Source organism: Mesorhizobium sp. WSM4845, from assembly GCF_055811455.1.
Map to the genome: position 1 here is coordinate 309,277 of NZ_JBVVQA010000004.1, position 14,947 is coordinate 324,223.

Here is a 14,947-nt window from a genome sequence, read left to right on the forward strand (position 1 = left end):
CATGGGCCCAATCGAACAGATGGCAACAATGCCTGACTTGCCGGAAACTGTTTTGCATTTTACGAAGTGCGTATGATGAAAAACGAAAAGTCGTCGATCTTTCGCGCCGAACGGTTGCCGCTCAAGGTGACGCTGCTGGTGTTTTCCGGGTCGTCGATCATGTGTGTGGCCTCGGCCGTCGATCCGCTGCGCGCCGCCAACCGTATTGCCGGCGAGACGCTGTTCGATTTCAGGCTGGTTTCGGTGACCGGCGAAGCGCCGGTCACCACATGCGGCCTGCCGGTTGCGGTCAGCGGCCGCTTCGATGCGGCGGATACGACGGATGTGCTTGTCGTCGTCGCCGGTTTCGGCACGCAGAACTATGCCACGTCGGCCCTGCTTGCCGGCCTGCGCCGAGCGGGGCGCGCCGCACGCGCCTGTGGCGGCGTCGAAGCCGGTACCTGGCTGGTCGCCCGCGCCGGTCTGCTGGAAGGGCGCAGCGCCACCACCCATTGGGAGGACATGGAGGATTTCTCCTCGGCCTTTCCCGAGGTCGACGTTCGCCCCGACCGCTATGTCATCGACGGGCCGGTCTTCACCTCCGGTGGCGCTTCGCCAACCTTCGACCTGATGCTGCATCTGATCCGCACGCGGCTCGGCATGGCGGTCGCGCTCGATGTGGCAAGCGTCTTCATCTACGACCAGGCACGCGCCGCGACCGACGCGCAGCCTTTGGTCTCGCTCGGCCGCCTCGACGGCTACGATCCGCGGCTTGCGCAAGCCATCCGGCTGATGGAAACCCACGTCGACCAGCCCTTGACCATCGCCGCGGTGGCAAAGCGTGCCGGGGTGACGGCACGTACGCTGGAAAGCATCTTTCGCAAGTCGATCGGCGAGACGCCGGGCGCCTATTATCTCAGGCTGCGGCTGGGTGCAGCGCGCCGGCTGGTGGTCGACACGCGCGTGGCCATGGCCGATATTGCCGGGCGAGCGGGGTTCTCGTCCGCCGCGGCATTTTCCAGGGCGTTCTCAAGAGCTTTCGGCGAAGCGCCGGTCAGGCTGCGCAGGAGATAGTCGGGATCAGGCAGCGTCCTGGCGGTCGCTTTTGCCGTCGATCTGCGAGCGCATCTGTCTCGCAAGGTGGGTCTCGAAGCGGCTGGCGACCGCGCGGTCCCATTCGTTTGCACCGCGCGCGCCATCCTTCGGATGCGGCAGCGCCATCAGCCGGTCGATGATCGATCCCTCGCCAGATGAGAGCAGGGCGTCGATTTCGCGTTCGTGCTGCATATCGGTTCGCCTCCTTTTTTCTGTTCCCGCCACGAACCACATATACGAGATTCGTGACGGCTGTTTGAAGGCAAGAGCGAGGCGATTGAGGGGCGGTGCGAGGCAAAACCTTGTCGTCGGTTCCGCCCTCGCGCAAAGCTGTTCCGGGCCGGCGGGTCGGTCAACAGACCCGCCGGTGCGGCACCTCAGACGTACCGGTTGACGATATTCTCAAGCAGTTCCTGGCGGCCGGATCTCGGCTGCGGCTCGATCCTCTTCTTGACGACGCGCTCGGTGATCTCCTCCAGCGTGCGCTTGCCGGCAAGCATCGCCTTGGCCTCGGCCGAATTCCAGCCGGCATAGCGCTCGGCCAGCGGGGCCGACAGCGCCTTGTCCTCCACCATTTTAGCAGCGGCCTTGAGGCCGCGTGCGCAGCAATCCATGCCGCCGATATGGCCAATCAGCAGATCCTGCGGATCGAGCGACTGTCGCCGAAGCTTGGCGTCGAAATTGGTGCCGCCGGTCTTGAAGCCACCGGCCTGCAGGACCTGATAATAGGCCAATGCCATCTCCGGCACATTGTTGGGGAACTGGTCGGTGTCCCAGCCCGACTGGTAGTCGTTGCGGTTCATGTCGATCGAGCCGAAGATGCCGAGCGCATTGGCCAGCGCCAGTTCATGCTCGAAGGAATGGCCCGCCAGGATCGCATGGCCCTGCTCGATGTTGAGCTTGACCTCCTTCTCCAGCCCGAAGCGTTTCAGGAAGCCGTAGACGGTGGCGACGTCATAGTCGTACTGGTGCTTGGTCGGTTCCTGCGGCTTCGGCTCGATCAGGATGGTGCCCTTGAAGCCGATCCGGTGCTTGTAGTCTACGACCAGGTTGAGGAAGCGGCCGGCCTGTTCCTGTTCGCGGGCAAGGTCGGTGTTGAGCAGCGTCTCATAGCCCTCGCGGCCGCCCCACAGCACATAATTCTCGCCCTTCAGCCGCTTGGTGACGTCGATGCAGTGCTTCACCGTCGCTGCCGCATAGGCAAACACGTCCGGGTCGGGATTGGTGGCGGCGCCCGCCATGAAGCGGCGGTTGGAGAACAGGTTGGCCGTGCCCCAAAGCAGCTTGACCCCGGTCTGCTTCATCTTCGCCGCAAAATAGTCTGATATCTCGTCGAGCCGAGCGGCACTTTCAGAAAAGTCTTTTCCCTCCGGCCGCACATCGGCATCGTGGAAGCAGAAATAGGGAACACCCAGCAGCGAAAACATGTCGAAGGCGACATCGGCCTTGAGCTTGGCCAGTTCCATCGTGTCGGTGCCACCGGCTTCGGCGAACCACGGCCGCTCGAAGGTCTGGCCGCCGAACGGATCGCCGCCCGGCCAGGCGAAGGAATGCCAGTAGGCGACGGCAAACCGCAAATGGTCTTCCAGTCGCTTGCCGGCGATAATTTCATCGGGATTGTAGAACCGGTAGGCCAGTGGATTGGTCGAATCCGGCCCCTCGTATTTGATCTTCTGGATGTCGCCGAAAAAGCCGCTGGTCATGTCTGTCTGTCCTCTCGCAGGGTTCGGTCCTGATTACCTCAGGCGTAATTGGTTTCGCGCTGGCGCTGGATGAAAAAGGTCATGTCAAAGCCAATCAACAACGGAGACAGACCATGACCGACCTCAATACGATCGCCGAAAACTACATCGCCGCCTGGAACGAGAGCGATGCCGCGCGCCGGCAAGCCTTGCTCAAGGCGGCCTTCACCGAAGACGTCAGCTACCGCGATCCGATCGTGCAGGGAGACGGCCACAATGGCCTCGCCGCACTGATCGATGGTGTCCAAAAACGTTTTGCCGGCTTCCGGTTCTCGCTGAAGGGCAAGCCGGACGGGTTTGGCGACACGATCCGCTTCTCGTGGAATCCCGGGCCGGAAGGCACCGATTCCGTCATCGAAGGCACCGACATCGGCGTCATCGAGAATGGCCGCCTGAAAAGCGTCACCGGCTTTCTCGACAAGGTCCCGGCACAGTGACTCGGGCCACGGCGGGGATGGGAAACCACTCACGCCGTGGCCGCCTTGATAGCCGGGTAAAGCAAGCGGTAGCGCTGATAGGCATCCGCATAGGCGTTGCTTAGCGCGGCGACCGGCTCGATTGTGGCATCGGTGGCCGGCGCCGTGCACACTCTGAGCGGATCGGCGCCCGTCGCCGCGATCAGGCCAAGCCTCGCTGCACCGAAGGCGGCGCCGAAATCGCCGTCGGCGGGAATGTCGACGGGCAGGCCGAGCGCGGTGGCGATTGCCTTTAGCCAGTAGTGCGAGCGCGAGCCGCCGCCGATCGCCGTCACCCGCGTCAGCGTCGTGCCGGCTTTGGCCAGGGCTTCGAGACTGTCGCGGAAGGCGAAAGCCACGCCCTCCAGCACGGCCTGGGTCAACACGGCGCGGCTCGATTCATGCGCAAGCCCGGTAAACGAGCCGCGAATGGCCGCATCATTGTGCGGGGTGCGCTCGCCCGAGAGATAGGGCAGGAAGGACACGCCGGTCGGCGCCTTCAGCGTATCGCCGAGCTCGGCGGTCAGCTCGCCGGCGCCTTTGCCTGAAATCTCGGACAGCCAGTTGAGCGAATCGGTTGCCGACAGGATGACGCCCATCTGGTGCCAGGTGTCGGGCAACGCGTGGCAGAATGTGTGCACCGCGCTTTCCGGGTTGGGCAGATAGGACGCATTGGCGGCAAACAGCACGCCTGACGTGCCAAGCGAGACAAAGGCCTGGCCGGCGGCGACCGTGCCCATGCCGCAGGCCGACGCCGCATTGTCGCCGGCGCCACCGGCGATCGGGATGCCCGCCTGCATCCCCCATTTCGAGGCCAGTTCGCTGCGCAACGCGCCGGCCTTCTCAGTGCCTTCGACCAGTGACGGCATCTGCTTCTCATCGAGCGAAGTGGCGAAAAGCAAGTCGGATGACCAGCCTCGCTTGCCGACATCGAGCCAGGACGTGCCGGCCGAGTCCGACATCTCCGAAATATGCTCGCCGGTGAGCCAGAGCCGCAGGAAATCCTTTGGCAGCAAGACCTTTGCCAGTTTGGCGAAAATATCCGGCTCGTTGTTTCTCACCCAGACCAGCTTTGGCGCGGTGAAACCGGGAAACACGATGTTGCCGGTCAGCTTGCGAAAGCGCGGGTCGGCGTCGAGCTTGGCGGCCTCGGCATGGCTGCGCGTGTCGTTCCACAGGATGCAGGGGCGCAGCATCTGGTCGCCGGCATCGAGCAATGTAGCGCCATGCATCTGGCCGGAGAGGCCGATGCCCTTCACGGCGGCGAGCTGTTCTGGATGAGAAACCTTGAGCTCGGCGATCGCTTCCTCGCAGGCGCGGATCCACTCGGCGGGGTTCTGCTCCGACCAGCCGGGGTGCGGCCGCGACACGTCGAGTGACGCGTGGCCGGAGCCGACGATGCTCTGCCCGGCATCGATCAACAGCGCCTTGACGCCCGACGTGCCCAGATCGAGGCCGAGATACATGGTGTCCTCCCATTGCCATTAATTTTTTCGGATCTCGAAAAAATCTGACTTGGCAGTTTTTAAGACAAGATCCGCCTCCGGTCAATTCTCCGACAAATCGGCAGCCCGCCGCGAAAGCAGTGCCGAGAGCGGGCTGTCGGGCCGCGCCAGCGCGCGTTCCGCCGCGAGTGCCCTTGCCAACGCACGGTCGCCCGACCGCAGCGCAGCCTCGATCAGCGTCAGGTCGATGACGTCGCGCTGCGCATGACTGCCGCCGAAGCGGTGGGCGATCGCCCGGATGGGTCGGATCAGGCGGACCGTCTCGGCAAAATTGCCGTCGCCGAACGCCTTGATGGCGAGCGTCAGGGGATGGCCGACATCCCGGGTAAAGGCAGCGTTGTCGTCGTTGGCGTGCATGGCCTCGTGCTGCGCCTCGAGCAAGGTGCGAGCCGGCATCTCTTGGCCGGCGCCGACGAGGGCCATCATTGCGTGGGCATCGTTGAAGGCATAGTTGCCGGCGCTGGCCTTCGCCCAGTTGGCGGCGAGCGCCGCCCAGCGGCCGCCGACATCGACGCCGTCGAGATGCAGCCGCCACAGGATCGCCGAGGCGTCGACCATGTTGAGCGCCAGCGTCGAGCGCTCGCCGTAGATCGGGCCGTCATAGAGCGCCAACACCTCGTCGGTTTCGCCGAGATCATAGTGGAACAGCGCCAGATGCCACCAATTATGCACTTTCAGGAAGCTTTCACGCGTCCACGCGTCGGGGTTGGCGCGCATCCAAGCGATGCCGTCCCTTTGCCGGCTCTGCATTTCCATGACATGGGCGACGGCGTGCTGCGCCCAGCCGTCGCGCGGCTCGATGTCGACTGCCATGCGGCCAAGCTTTTCGGCGCGCGCATAGTCGCCCATTTCCTCCAGTCCGAACGCCTGCATGCCGAGTACGGCGTGGTAGCCCGGCATGCCGCTTTGCCACGACGGCAGCGCGCGGCCGATGCGGTCGCGCAGCATGCGGGCATTGCCGGTGAAGAAATCGATCTGGTGCCCGGTCTGCAGCGCCAGCGCATCGAGTGGAAACTCGATGGCGATATCCTCGAGCAGACGGGCGGCTTCATGCCAGCGTCCTGCGGCAAGATGGCCAAGTGCTGCGACATGCGCCTGCTCGCGCGGCGTGGCGGCAAACGGCAGTGCCGCCTCGTGGCATGTCTTGGCCACGGCTGTCGCCTCGCGCTCGGTGGCGAGGCCGAAGAGATAGCCCTTGAACACATACGCCATGACGAAGCCGGGATCCTCGGCGATGGCGCGATCGACCGAGCCGACCGGATCGCCGATGAAGCATTGCAGTTCGCGCACGGCCTGGCTGTAAGGCGAGAACCCGGCCTCCGTCGCGCCCGAAAACGTCAGGCCGAATGCATCCCTGACTGCCATGTCATGTCCTCAATTGCCCGAGCGCATCGCCACTGTGGCGATGCCGGCCCCGACCAGCAGCGTGCCGCCGGTGCGGTTGAAGATGCGGATCGCCTTCGGGTTGCGAACGACGTTGCGTGCCCTTGCGGCGATCAGCGCGTAACCGAAGGCATTGGCGAAGGCGAGCGCCAGGAAAGTCGTCTCGAAGATCAGCATCTGCGTCCAGAAATCGGCATGCCGGTCGAGGAACTGTGGCAGGAAGGCGACGAAGAAGGTGATGCTTTTCGGATTGAGCGCGGTGACCAGCCAGGCATGCGCCATCATCTTGGCCGAGGACACCGCGTCCAGGCGCGGCTCCGCCTTGAGCGTGCCGCCGGCGCGAAACAGCTTTATGCCGAGATAGATCAGATAGCCGGCGCCGACCACCTTCAGCACCGTGAACACGGTGGCCGACGCCGCCAGCAGCGCGCCGATGCCAAGCATCGACAGCGTCATCGCGGTAAAATCGCCAAACGCCACGCCGACCGCCATCGGCAGCGCGGTGCGCCAGCCCTGGCCGAGCGCATAGGATACGACCAGAAGGATGGTCGGGCCGGGAATGACAAGAAGGATCGTCGAGGCGGCGGCAAAGGCGGCCCAGTTTTCGAAGGACATGTTCGTCTCCTTGAGCTCAAAGAAGAGGATAAATCCTTGGGCTCACAAAGATGTAAAGGGGCAAAAATCGAAAATGCCCCTGGTTAACATCAGGCGACGGTTCTTCACGCTTTTTCAACCATGATTGGTGAAAATGCACTCTATCCGGCCGGACCGTGTTTCCCGCCGACAGCGTAGGGTTTGGGTAGATGCGTGAGTTGCCGCAAGGTCTGACGCCGCCGCACGATGGCGACGAAATCGAAATTTCCGAAATCCAGCTTTCCCGCCGCGCAGTGTTGTCCGGCGCCGGTGCGCTGGCGCTGCTCGGCGTCGCCGGCTGCAGCCAGACGCTCGACCTGTCGGCGCTGCAACTCGACGCCGTCACCACCGGCGCGATCACCCCTGTCCGCCCGAGCATCAGCGTCGACAGGAACATCACCAGCCCTGGTGTGATGTATGCCTCCGTCACCGACGGCGGCTTCACGCTGCCGGAAGTGCCCTACCTCAAGGTCAAGCCGGAGTTCCGCCGCCAGATCGTCGTCGACCCGACCGGCGAGCAGCCCGGCACCATCGTCGTCCATTCGCAGGAGCGGCTGCTCTACCTGGTGCAGCCCGGCGGTGACGCGATCCGTTACGGCGTCGGCATCGGCAAGGATGGCTTTCGCTGGTCCGGCCGCGCCAACATCCAGTACGGCAAGGAATGGCCGACCTGGAGGCCGCCGGCCGAGATGATCGCCCGCAAGCCGGAACTGGTGAAATGGCAGGCCGGGCAGCCCGGCGGCCTCGACAACCCGCTCGGAGCGCGTGCGCTGTACATCTACCAGAACGGCCAGGACACCGGCTACCGCATCCACGGTTCGCCCGAATGGTGGAGCATCGGCCAGGCGATGTCGTCGGGCTGCGTTCGCCTGATCAATCAGGACATCATCGACCTCTACAGCCGCGTCTCCAGGAGGAACCCGGTCGTCGTCGTCTGACCCTCCCGGTCATCGTCTGAACTCGAGGCGGCTGACGCGGCCGATCGACTCTCCCGTTGCGCGATCTCGCAAGACAGGCGAATGTGGCTTGCAAAGCCACTGCTCGGGAGACGTGAAGCATGTCCGGAACTTTTGTCATCGCGCAAGGCGGCGGCCCGACCGCCGTCATCAACCAGACGGTGGTGGGCGCCACACTCGAGATCCGCAAGCGGCATCCCGGCGCCAAGGTCCTGGGCTCCATCCATGGCGTGCGCGGCATCCGCGACGGCAACTATGTCGATCTTTCGGCTATCCCTGAGGACCGGTTGCGGTTGATTGCTGCGACGCCGAGCGCCGCGCTTGGCTCGACCCGCGACAAGCCGGACGAGGCCTATTGCGAGATCATCCTCAACGGCCTGAACAAGGCGGGCGCCGATGCCTTCATCTATATCGGCGGCAACGACACGTCGGGCACGCAGCAGATCCTGACCGACGCCGCCGGCGGCAAGATGGCTTTCGTCCATGCGCCGAAAACCATCGACAACGATCTCGAGGAGAACGACCACACGCCCGGCTTCATTTCGGCAGCCGAGTTCGTCGCCGGCGCCTTTCTCTCGGTCGACCTCGACTTCCGTGCTCTGCCCGGCATCTATGTCGGCATCGTCATGGGGCGGCACGCCGGTTTCCTCACCGCCGCCGCCGCCGCATGGCAGCTTGATCCCGACAGCGGCCCGCACCTCGTTTATGTGCCGGAGCGTCCGTTCTCGGCTTCAGCCTTTATCGACGACGTGCGCGCCACGCTCGATCGCCACAAGCGCTGCATCGTCGCAGTCTCCGAAGGCGTCAGCACAGCCGACGGCAAGGCGCTGGTCGAAAGTCTTGTCCCGCCGGACAAACTGGAGCGCGATGCGCATGGCAACGTCAAGCTGTCGGGCAGCGACCTGCCGGCCGCCCTCGAGCGCGCGCTGGCCGAAGGATTGCCGGGCAAGCGGGCACGCGTCGATGCGCTCGGCTACATGCCGCGCGGCTATGTCGGCGCCATCAACGCCGTCGATGCGCAGGAAGCCTTTGATGCCGGCGTCTTTGCGGTCGCCGTCGCCGAGCAGGGCGGCGGCTCGGTGGCGCTGCAATATGACGGCAAGAAAACCGTGCTGAACAAGGTGCCGCTGAAAAACGTCGCCGGCAAGACCCGTCACATGCCCGACGATTTCATGCTGCCTGAGGTCAATCAGCTCTCCGATGCAGGAATGGCCTATCTGAAGCGACTGGTTCCCGAAAAATACAAGGTTGGAAAACCGTTCGTCTGATGCCGGCCCTCTGATGGATGATTGGTTCAGCAAGACGAAGGTCGACGCCGTTACAACCATGCTGACCGAGCCGTTCGTGCATGATTTCGTGCGCGCCAACATCTGGCATCTGCGCGGCCGCGACGTCGACCTGCTTGTCGACACCGGCATGGGGATTTGCCCGCTGGCGCCGGAGATCGACACGCCTGATGGAAAGCCGCTGCTCGTCGTCGCCACCCATATCCACCTCGACCATGTCGGCTCGCTGCACGAATTCCCGCTGCGAGCCGGGCCGAGGATGAGTGCTGCGCAATTCGACAGCATGGATGACGCCGTCACCTACGCCCACATGTTTCATGATCTCGACGGCGCCGTCTCGAAGCTGCCGGCACCGGCCTGGAGAGCGGCCGAATACAGAATCCAGCCGGCGCCGCTGACGCGGACGCTTGACGAGGGCGATCTGGTCGACCTTGGCGACCGGCAATTCCGGGTGCTGCATCTGCCCGGCCATTCGCCGGATTCGATCGCGCTGTTCGATGAGGCCGACGGCCTGTTCTTCGCCGGCGACGCCATCTACGACGCCTTGCTGATCGACGACCTGCCGGATTCCGACCGATCAGCCTATCGCCGAACCATGCAGCGGCTGCTCGATCTGCCTGTCAGCATCGGCCATGGCGGCCATGGACCAAGCTTCGACGCCAAACGGATGCGCGAGATCGCCACCGGTTATCTCAGGCGAACAGACGGCGCATAAGCCAAGAATCTGGTTGCCCGCCAGAGTATCTTTGACAACATTGGTGAAGGCCGACAGGCGGCCTGATGCAAACGGATTGTCTCGATGGTCACCCGCGGCTTCTCTTCAGGACGAAAGCCCCCGACGGATGCGGATGCGCGTATCCCGCCGGGGCAATATCTCGAGCAAGGGTTTCCGGTGCTGTCGGCCGGGCCGACGCCGCCTGTGCGCACCGAGGACTGGTCGTTCACGCTCAAGCACGGACCGCGGCCGATCAAGACGTGGAACTGGACAGAGTTCAACGCGCTGCCTTTGACCAAGATGACCCGCGACATCCACTGCGTCACCGCGTGGACCAAGTTCGACACGGCGTGGCAAGGCGTGCTGGTCGACGATATTCTGGCGGATGCCGGTATCGAGCCACCGACGGCCTTCACGCTGGCGCTGTCCTTCGACGGCTATACAACCAATGTGCCGACGCAGGATCTCACTGCCGGCAAGGCGATGGTGGCGCTGCTTTACGAAGGCAAGCCGATCACGCCGGACCATGGCGGCCCGGCGCGGCTGCTGGTTCCGCATCTCTATTTCTGGAAGTCGGCCAAATGGCTGAACGGCCTGCAGTTCACCGAGCGCGACGAGCCCGGCTTCTGGGAGCTGCGCGGCTATCACATCTATGGCGACCCGTGGCGCGAGCAGCGCTATACGGGCGATCCATGAGCGACGTGCCGGCGGCGCAGTCGCCCTGGCAGACGGTGACCATCGCCCGCATCGAAAAGCGCACGCCGCGCGTCACCAGCTTTTTCCTCCAGCCGTCGCGGCCCTTCGCCTATCGTGCCGGGCAGCATGTCGATGTCAGGCTGACGGCGCCGGACGGCTATCAGGCGCGCCGCTCCTACTCAATCGCCTCGGCGCCGGAAGCCGGCGAGACGATCGAGCTGGCGATCGAAAGGCTCGATGATGGCGAGATCTCGCCCTTCTTCCACGATATCGCGGCGGTTGGCGACGAGGTCGAGTTGCGCGGACCGCTCGGTGGCCACTTCGTCTGGTCCGACAGCGACGGCGGCCCGCTTCTGCTGGTCGGCGGCGGGTCCGGCGTGGTACCGCTGATGGCGATGATCCGCCATCGCGCCGCGCGCAGATCGGCGGTGCCCGTGGCATTGGTATTTTCCGCACGGGTCTGGGACGAGGTGATCTTTCGCGAGGAGCTGATCGACTTCCACGATCGTCGGGACGGCTTCGATCTGGTGTTGGCGCTGACCCGCGAGGCCGCCCGGCGCCCGTCAGACTATTCGCGGCGGGTCGATGCCGCGATGATGGAGCAATCGATGCTGCGGCTGCCCGCGCCGCCAAGGTTCGCCTTTGTCTGCGGCTCGAATGCCTTCGTGTCGGCCGCCGCCCAGGCGCTGATCGATGCCGGCGTTCCGGCAAGCCTCATCCGCACCGAGCGCTACGGGGTTTAAGCTCCCCGGTCAGGCGTCGATCTCGAGCGCCGTCAGCGGCTTCGAACAGCAGGCAAGGATGAAGCCGTCGTCGATCTCGTGATCGAGGATGCCGCCATTGTGGCTCATCTCGACCGTGCCCGAGACCTTTTTCACCTTGCAGGTTCCGCACAGGCCGAACTCGCAGGCTGCGGGGATGCGTACGCCCGAAGCGCGCGCCGTCTGCAGCACGGTCTGGCCGGCAACGCATTCGGCATCAATATCCGAAAGCGAAAAGCGGATCGGCGTTGCGGCCTCGGCAGGTACCTCGATGCCGCCCTCTGCTGGCCCACCTTTTGCCGGCCCACCCTCTGCCGGCGAACCGAACGGGGCCGGAATTTCCTCCACCGCCGGGGCCGCAAAGCTCTCCTGATGGTAGTTGGCCATGTCGAAGCCGGCCGCCTCCAGCATCTGCCGCACGGCGCGCATGAAGGGGTCGGGGCCGCAGCAGAAAATTTCGCGCTCGCGAAAATCGGGCGCCAGCAGCGGCAGCCGTATCGCGTCGATCCGGCCCATATGGCCGAACCAGCCCTCACGGCTGGACCGCTCCTCGATCATGAAGCCGAGCGTCAGGCCCGGCATGCGGCTGCCGAGCAGCTCGAGTTCCTTGCGGAAGATGATCTCCTCGGGCTTTCGCGCGCAGTTGACGAAGCCGACATCTGTCCATGGCGCGCAGTCGTTCAGCCAGCGCAGCATCGACATCATCGGCGTCACGCCTGAGCCGGCCGAAATGAACAGATACTTGGCCGCTGGATGACTGTGCAGCGAAAAGTCGCCCGCCGGCCCATAGGCCTTCACGTGAACGCCGGGCTTCAGATTGTCGAACATCCAGCGGGTGCCGAGGCTGCCGGCCTGCGCTTTCACCGTCACCGCAATCGAGAACGGCCTCGACGGCGAGGACGACAGCGTATAGGTCCGCATCATCGGGCCCTCGGTGGTCGGCAGTTCCAGCGTCACGAACTGCCCCGGTCTGTAGCGGAACCAGGTCTGGTTGTCAGAGCGGAAGGTGAAGGTCTTCACGTCAGGCGCCTCGTCGCTGACGCCGATGACTTCCAGCACCTGGAGCCTGTCGTTCCAGGGCGCCATCTCGTCGAGATGGCGGTAGAGGCCAAGGTCCGTCATCGCATTCATCCCCTTGACCTCGTTCAGGCGACGCTGCGCAGCGCCGGCCGCCCGGCCTCGGCAAGGCGCGGCCCGATGAAGGAGGCGTACCATTCGACGAACTGGATGACGCCGCCCTCATGCAGTTCCGAATAGGGGCCGGGCTCATAGGCCGGCGACAGGATGCCGAAGGCGTTTTCCTCGACAATGCGACGGTCCTGGTCGTTGGTCTCGGTCCAGACATGGGTGAGTTCGACGAGGTCGTAATCGACGCCTTCGACCGCGTCCTTGTGGACAAGCCATTTGGTGGTGACGGCCGTTTCCGTGGCACTGATCGGCAGCACGCGGAAGGTGACGGCATGATCACCGAGGATATGGTTCCAACTCGTCGGATAGTGATAGAGCAGCAGCGAGCCGATACGGTCGGTCGAAACGCTGTCGGAAAGGTTCTTCTTCACCGCGCGTCTTCCCGTCATCGTATAGCTGACGGCGTCGCGCAGCAGCGGCGCGCGGGTGGCGCGATACTGCCCGGCCGGATCGATGCGGAACTTGCTCGGCAAGCCCGCCGCCTCGCATTTCGCCCAGTGCGCGAGCATCTCTGGATCGCTGTCGGCGCCCTGCACGCCGGTCACGGTCGGCGCTTCCGGGAATGTCTTGCAGAGTTCCGGATGGTTGCCGGCGCAATGGTAGCACTCGCGGTTGTTCTCCCAGACGAGCTTCCAGTTGCCATTCTCGACGATGGTCGATTCGAATGCGATTTTTGCCTCGCGCAGCCGGTGCGGCAGCAGGTAAGGCTCGATCATGGCGCGCATCGGCGCGAAGTCGGCCGGCTCGTTGGCCAGGCAGATAAAGATGTAGCCGGCAACGCTTTCGCAAGCCACCGGCTTCAGGCTGAACTGGCTCTTGTCGAAGCCGTCTGCCATCTGGCGAGCAAACAACAGCCGGCCGTCCAGCTCGTAGGTCCACTGGTGATAGGGGCAGACCAGCTTCGCCGCAGTGCCCTTGTCGGCATTGCAGACACGGCTGCCGCGATGCCGGCAGGAATTGTGGAAGGCATTGATCTTGCCTTGCTGGTCGCGGACCAGCACGACCGGATAGTCGCCGATCTGGGCGGTGATATAGCTGCCAGCTTTCGGCAACTCGCAATCGTGGCCGATGAACAGCCAGTCGCGATACCAGATCAGCTCCATGTCGAGCTTGAAGAAATCTGGATCGGTGTAGAAGGGCTGCTCGAGCGAATAGCCTTGCCTGCGGCCGTGCAAGAGCCTCAGCATGTCGTTGCGCGCGTCCATGTCCTGTCCTCGTGTAAGGACTGAACTGGTGGTGATGGAGGGAGGACCGTTTGCACGCCGGCGACAGGGCCGGACGTGCATCATCCACCTCTTGACCGCCCACCGCGATCAGTCGAGTCTGAAAATCTCGGGCTGGTTTCCGGGCTCTGGAGTGTCCTTGCGGACTCGTCGCGACACCTTCCCAGGCTTGTGGCCCAGTGGTCTCCCGTTGCGACTTGAACTCCACCACCGTTGCGGGGGCAGCGCCGGGTTCTGACCGGCTTCCCAATTCTCCGCTTCGTCGTCACCAAGCGGCACCTGAGATGGCGTGATCTAATCATGCCGGCCGGCTGACTGCCGGCATGAAAGCGACATCGTATCCATGCGGCGCGACACCGCCGGCGAAACCTGCAGGTTTATATCTGCAGGGCTGAAACCCCACTTTGTCGGCGGCCATTGTCGGCTGCCGTGACATCGAATCCGACCCGCGGCGGAGACCAGGAAGGTTAACAGTTTACAAAAGTGACTATTAGCCGCTTCTAAAATCGAACCGAACGGTTCGTTTCTGTTGACAATGCGTACAGCATGCTGTGAACGCAGATCCGCCAATCCGTCAAATCATGAATGGCTAATTTTGAATAAGATATTGAAAACGAACCATAAAACTATGGTAGTAGATGCCTCTGGTACAATTTCAAGGTGTAGATTCTTGGTCCACACGGAACAACTTCGTGATTGGAATCCGCCGAATGGCCTTCCCACATCGGGGCTGTCCGAACGACGCGCGCATCCTCCCAAGACACGCCGCTAGACGGACTGAAGACTAAGATACTGGAGTACTAAAATGAAAAAGATCGCTCTTGCTGCCGTCGCCGCTCTGGCCATCACCGGCAGCGCCTTTGCCGGCAGCGACCATTATGGGTCCAACGCCGCCAACCAGCCGACTGCTTCGGTCGACAGCTCGTATACGGCCTCTGTCCAGACGCCGGCTCACGCTGAAAAGCAGCCCGTTGGCCAGGGCGCCGACCGCAACCTTTTCGGCAACAATTAACAGCTGGTCCCAAACAGCAAAGTGGCGGTCCGCCGCTCGGGATCTGAGGAACTCAGGAGTATTTGAAATGAAGAAGCTCATTCTTGCCACCGCCGCCATTGTGGCCATCTCCGGCAGCGCTTTTGCCGGCAGCGACAACTTTGGATCGAACGGCGCCAACCAGCCGGCCGCTGCGGTCGACAGCAACTCGTACACGGCTTCGATTCGGAGTTCGGCTTCGGTGCAGAATCCGGTTCTGGCTGACGAGAAACCCGTCAACGGCAGCGACCGTAACCTGTTCGGCAACAACTAACAGTTCGTTCCAACAGCGGCGGCGGC

The 14,947-nt window shown here is 63.6% G+C and carries 16 protein-coding genes and 1 riboswitch; of the genes, 9 read left to right on the plus strand and 7 right to left on the minus strand.

Going from position 1 to position 14,947, the window contains the following annotated elements; translation table 11 throughout:
- Nucleotides 1–72: 72 nt before the first annotated feature.
- The gene (locus tag AC0L2C_RS07465; protein ID WP_473523066.1) at nt 73–1,053 is read left to right on the plus strand and encodes a GlxA family transcriptional regulator; all 981 of its coding nucleotides are present in this window, start codon (nt 73–75) and stop codon (nt 1,051–1,053) included.
- Nucleotides 1,054–1,059: 6 nt separating this feature from the next.
- On the opposite strand, the gene AC0L2C_RS07470 is transcribed toward AC0L2C_RS07465, so the two are convergent.
- Together AC0L2C_RS07470 and xylA are read right to left on the minus strand one after the other, a co-directional pair.
- A complete protein-coding gene (locus tag AC0L2C_RS07470; protein WP_023796867.1) occupies nt 1,060–1,266 on the minus strand; it encodes a hypothetical protein in 207 nt (68 codons plus the stop codon).
- A 185-nt stretch (nt 1,267–1,451) separates the two neighbouring features.
- Complete coding sequence (gene xylA, locus AC0L2C_RS07475; protein WP_473523067.1) at nt 1,452–2,777, minus strand: xylose isomerase; 1,326 nt, start codon at nt 2,775–2,777, stop codon at nt 1,452–1,454.
- Between the two features lie 113 nt (nt 2,778–2,890).
- Here xylA and AC0L2C_RS07480 point away from each other — a divergent pair, with 113 nt between their 5' ends.
- Entirely contained in the window at nt 2,891–3,253 is a 363-nt protein-coding gene (locus AC0L2C_RS07480; RefSeq protein WP_473523068.1) for a nuclear transport factor 2 family protein, read from the plus strand.
- A gap of 29 nt (nt 3,254–3,282) precedes the next feature.
- On the opposite strand, the gene xylB is transcribed toward AC0L2C_RS07480, so the two are convergent.
- The 3 genes from xylB to AC0L2C_RS07495 form a co-directional block, all read right to left on the minus strand.
- A complete protein-coding gene (gene xylB / locus AC0L2C_RS07485) occupies nt 3,283–4,737 on the minus strand; it encodes a xylulokinase (RefSeq protein WP_473523069.1) in 1,455 nt (484 codons plus the stop codon).
- An 81-nt stretch (nt 4,738–4,818) separates the two neighbouring features.
- Nucleotides 4,819–6,141, minus strand: coding sequence for a tetratricopeptide repeat protein (locus tag AC0L2C_RS07490; protein ID WP_473523070.1), 1,323 nt, complete (start codon nt 6,139–6,141; stop codon nt 4,819–4,821).
- A gap of 9 nt (nt 6,142–6,150) precedes the next feature.
- Nucleotides 6,151–6,774, minus strand: coding sequence for a LysE family translocator (locus tag AC0L2C_RS07495; protein ID WP_077375225.1), 624 nt, complete (start codon nt 6,772–6,774; stop codon nt 6,151–6,153).
- A 188-nt stretch (nt 6,775–6,962) separates the two neighbouring features.
- Here AC0L2C_RS07495 and AC0L2C_RS07500 point away from each other — a divergent pair, with 188 nt between their 5' ends.
- The 5 genes from AC0L2C_RS07500 to AC0L2C_RS07520 all read left to right on the plus strand — a co-directional run bounded on the left by AC0L2C_RS07500 (nt 6,963) and on the right by AC0L2C_RS07520 (nt 11,188).
- A complete protein-coding gene (locus AC0L2C_RS07500) occupies nt 6,963–7,730 on the plus strand; it encodes a L,D-transpeptidase (protein WP_473523071.1) in 768 nt (255 codons plus the stop codon).
- A gap of 119 nt (nt 7,731–7,849) precedes the next feature.
- Complete coding sequence (locus tag AC0L2C_RS07505; protein WP_473523072.1) at nt 7,850–9,016, plus strand: diphosphate--fructose-6-phosphate 1-phosphotransferase; 1,167 nt, start codon at nt 7,850–7,852, stop codon at nt 9,014–9,016.
- A gap of 13 nt (nt 9,017–9,029) precedes the next feature.
- Entirely contained in the window at nt 9,030–9,749 is a 720-nt protein-coding gene (locus AC0L2C_RS07510; protein ID WP_473523073.1) for an MBL fold metallo-hydrolase, read from the plus strand.
- Nucleotides 9,750–9,833: 84 nt separating this feature from the next.
- Nucleotides 9,834–10,445: a molybdopterin-dependent oxidoreductase gene (locus AC0L2C_RS07515; RefSeq protein ID WP_128170384.1), complete on the plus strand. Its 612-nt coding sequence runs from the start codon at nt 9,834–9,836 to the stop codon at nt 10,443–10,445.
- On the plus strand, nt 10,442–11,188 hold the full coding sequence (locus AC0L2C_RS07520) for an FAD-binding oxidoreductase (protein ID WP_473523074.1): 747 nt from the start codon (nt 10,442–10,444) through the stop codon (nt 11,186–11,188). The genes AC0L2C_RS07515 and AC0L2C_RS07520 overlap by 4 nt, the downstream gene beginning before the upstream one ends.
- A gap of 9 nt (nt 11,189–11,197) precedes the next feature.
- Here AC0L2C_RS07520 and AC0L2C_RS07525 read toward each other — a convergent pair whose 3' ends face one another.
- The gene (locus tag AC0L2C_RS07525) at nt 11,198–12,328 is read right to left on the minus strand and encodes an FAD-binding oxidoreductase (RefSeq protein WP_128244548.1); all 1,131 of its coding nucleotides are present in this window, start codon (nt 12,326–12,328) and stop codon (nt 11,198–11,200) included.
- A gap of 23 nt (nt 12,329–12,351) precedes the next feature.
- Nucleotides 12,352–13,599 (minus strand): aromatic ring-hydroxylating oxygenase subunit alpha, encoded by a 1,248-nt coding sequence (locus AC0L2C_RS07530; protein WP_473523075.1) that lies wholly within the window; start codon nt 13,597–13,599, stop codon nt 12,352–12,354.
- 113 nt (nt 13,600–13,712) lie between these two features.
- A riboswitch (cobalamin riboswitch) is annotated at nt 13,713–13,915 on the minus strand.
- Nucleotides 13,916–14,422: 507 nt separating this feature from the next.
- Between AC0L2C_RS07530 and AC0L2C_RS07535 the strand changes: the two genes are divergently transcribed.
- Both AC0L2C_RS07535 and AC0L2C_RS07540 read left to right on the plus strand, forming a co-directional pair.
- The gene (locus AC0L2C_RS07535) at nt 14,423–14,629 is read left to right on the plus strand and encodes a DUF680 domain-containing protein (protein WP_473523076.1); all 207 of its coding nucleotides are present in this window, start codon (nt 14,423–14,425) and stop codon (nt 14,627–14,629) included.
- A gap of 67 nt (nt 14,630–14,696) precedes the next feature.
- Nucleotides 14,697–14,921, plus strand: coding sequence for a DUF680 domain-containing protein (locus AC0L2C_RS07540; RefSeq protein WP_473523077.1), 225 nt, complete (start codon nt 14,697–14,699; stop codon nt 14,919–14,921).
- Nucleotides 14,922–14,947 lie beyond the last annotated feature (26 nt).

Bases quoted from the DNA above. Each gene is read 5' to 3' on its own strand.
- AC0L2C_RS07510 (WP_473523073.1), top strand. From the start codon at position 9,030: ATGGATGATTGGTTCAGCAAGACGAAGGTCGACGCCGTTACAACCATG.
- AC0L2C_RS07495 (WP_077375225.1), bottom strand. From the start codon at position 6,774: ATGTCCTTCGAAAACTGGGCCGCCTTTGCCGCCGCCTCGACGATCCTT.
- AC0L2C_RS07470 (WP_023796867.1), bottom strand. From the start codon at position 1,266: ATGCAGCACGAACGCGAAATCGACGCCCTGCTCTCATCTGGCGAGGGA.
- AC0L2C_RS07535 (WP_473523076.1), top strand. From the start codon at position 14,423: ATGAAAAAGATCGCTCTTGCTGCCGTCGCCGCTCTGGCCATCACCGGC.
- AC0L2C_RS07500 (WP_473523071.1), top strand. From the start codon at position 6,963: ATGCGTGAGTTGCCGCAAGGTCTGACGCCGCCGCACGATGGCGACGAA.
- AC0L2C_RS07530 (WP_473523075.1), bottom strand. From the start codon at position 13,599: ATGGACGCGCGCAACGACATGCTGAGGCTCTTGCACGGCCGCAGGCAA.
- AC0L2C_RS07465 (WP_473523066.1), top strand. From the start codon at position 73: ATGATGAAAAACGAAAAGTCGTCGATCTTTCGCGCCGAACGGTTGCCG.
- xylA (WP_473523067.1), bottom strand. From the start codon at position 2,777: ATGACCAGCGGCTTTTTCGGCGACATCCAGAAGATCAAATACGAGGGG.
- AC0L2C_RS07490 (WP_473523070.1), bottom strand. From the start codon at position 6,141: ATGGCAGTCAGGGATGCATTCGGCCTGACGTTTTCGGGCGCGACGGAG.
- AC0L2C_RS07525 (WP_128244548.1), bottom strand. From the start codon at position 12,328: ATGACGGACCTTGGCCTCTACCGCCATCTCGACGAGATGGCGCCCTGG.
- AC0L2C_RS07505 (WP_473523072.1), top strand. From the start codon at position 7,850: ATGTCCGGAACTTTTGTCATCGCGCAAGGCGGCGGCCCGACCGCCGTC.
- xylB (WP_473523069.1), bottom strand. From the start codon at position 4,737: ATGTATCTCGGCCTCGATCTGGGCACGTCGGGCGTCAAGGCGCTGTTG.
- AC0L2C_RS07515 (WP_128170384.1), top strand. From the start codon at position 9,834: ATGGTCACCCGCGGCTTCTCTTCAGGACGAAAGCCCCCGACGGATGCG.
- AC0L2C_RS07540 (WP_473523077.1), top strand. From the start codon at position 14,697: ATGAAGAAGCTCATTCTTGCCACCGCCGCCATTGTGGCCATCTCCGGC.
- AC0L2C_RS07520 (WP_473523074.1), top strand. From the start codon at position 10,442: ATGAGCGACGTGCCGGCGGCGCAGTCGCCCTGGCAGACGGTGACCATC.
- AC0L2C_RS07480 (WP_473523068.1), top strand. From the start codon at position 2,891: ATGACCGACCTCAATACGATCGCCGAAAACTACATCGCCGCCTGGAAC.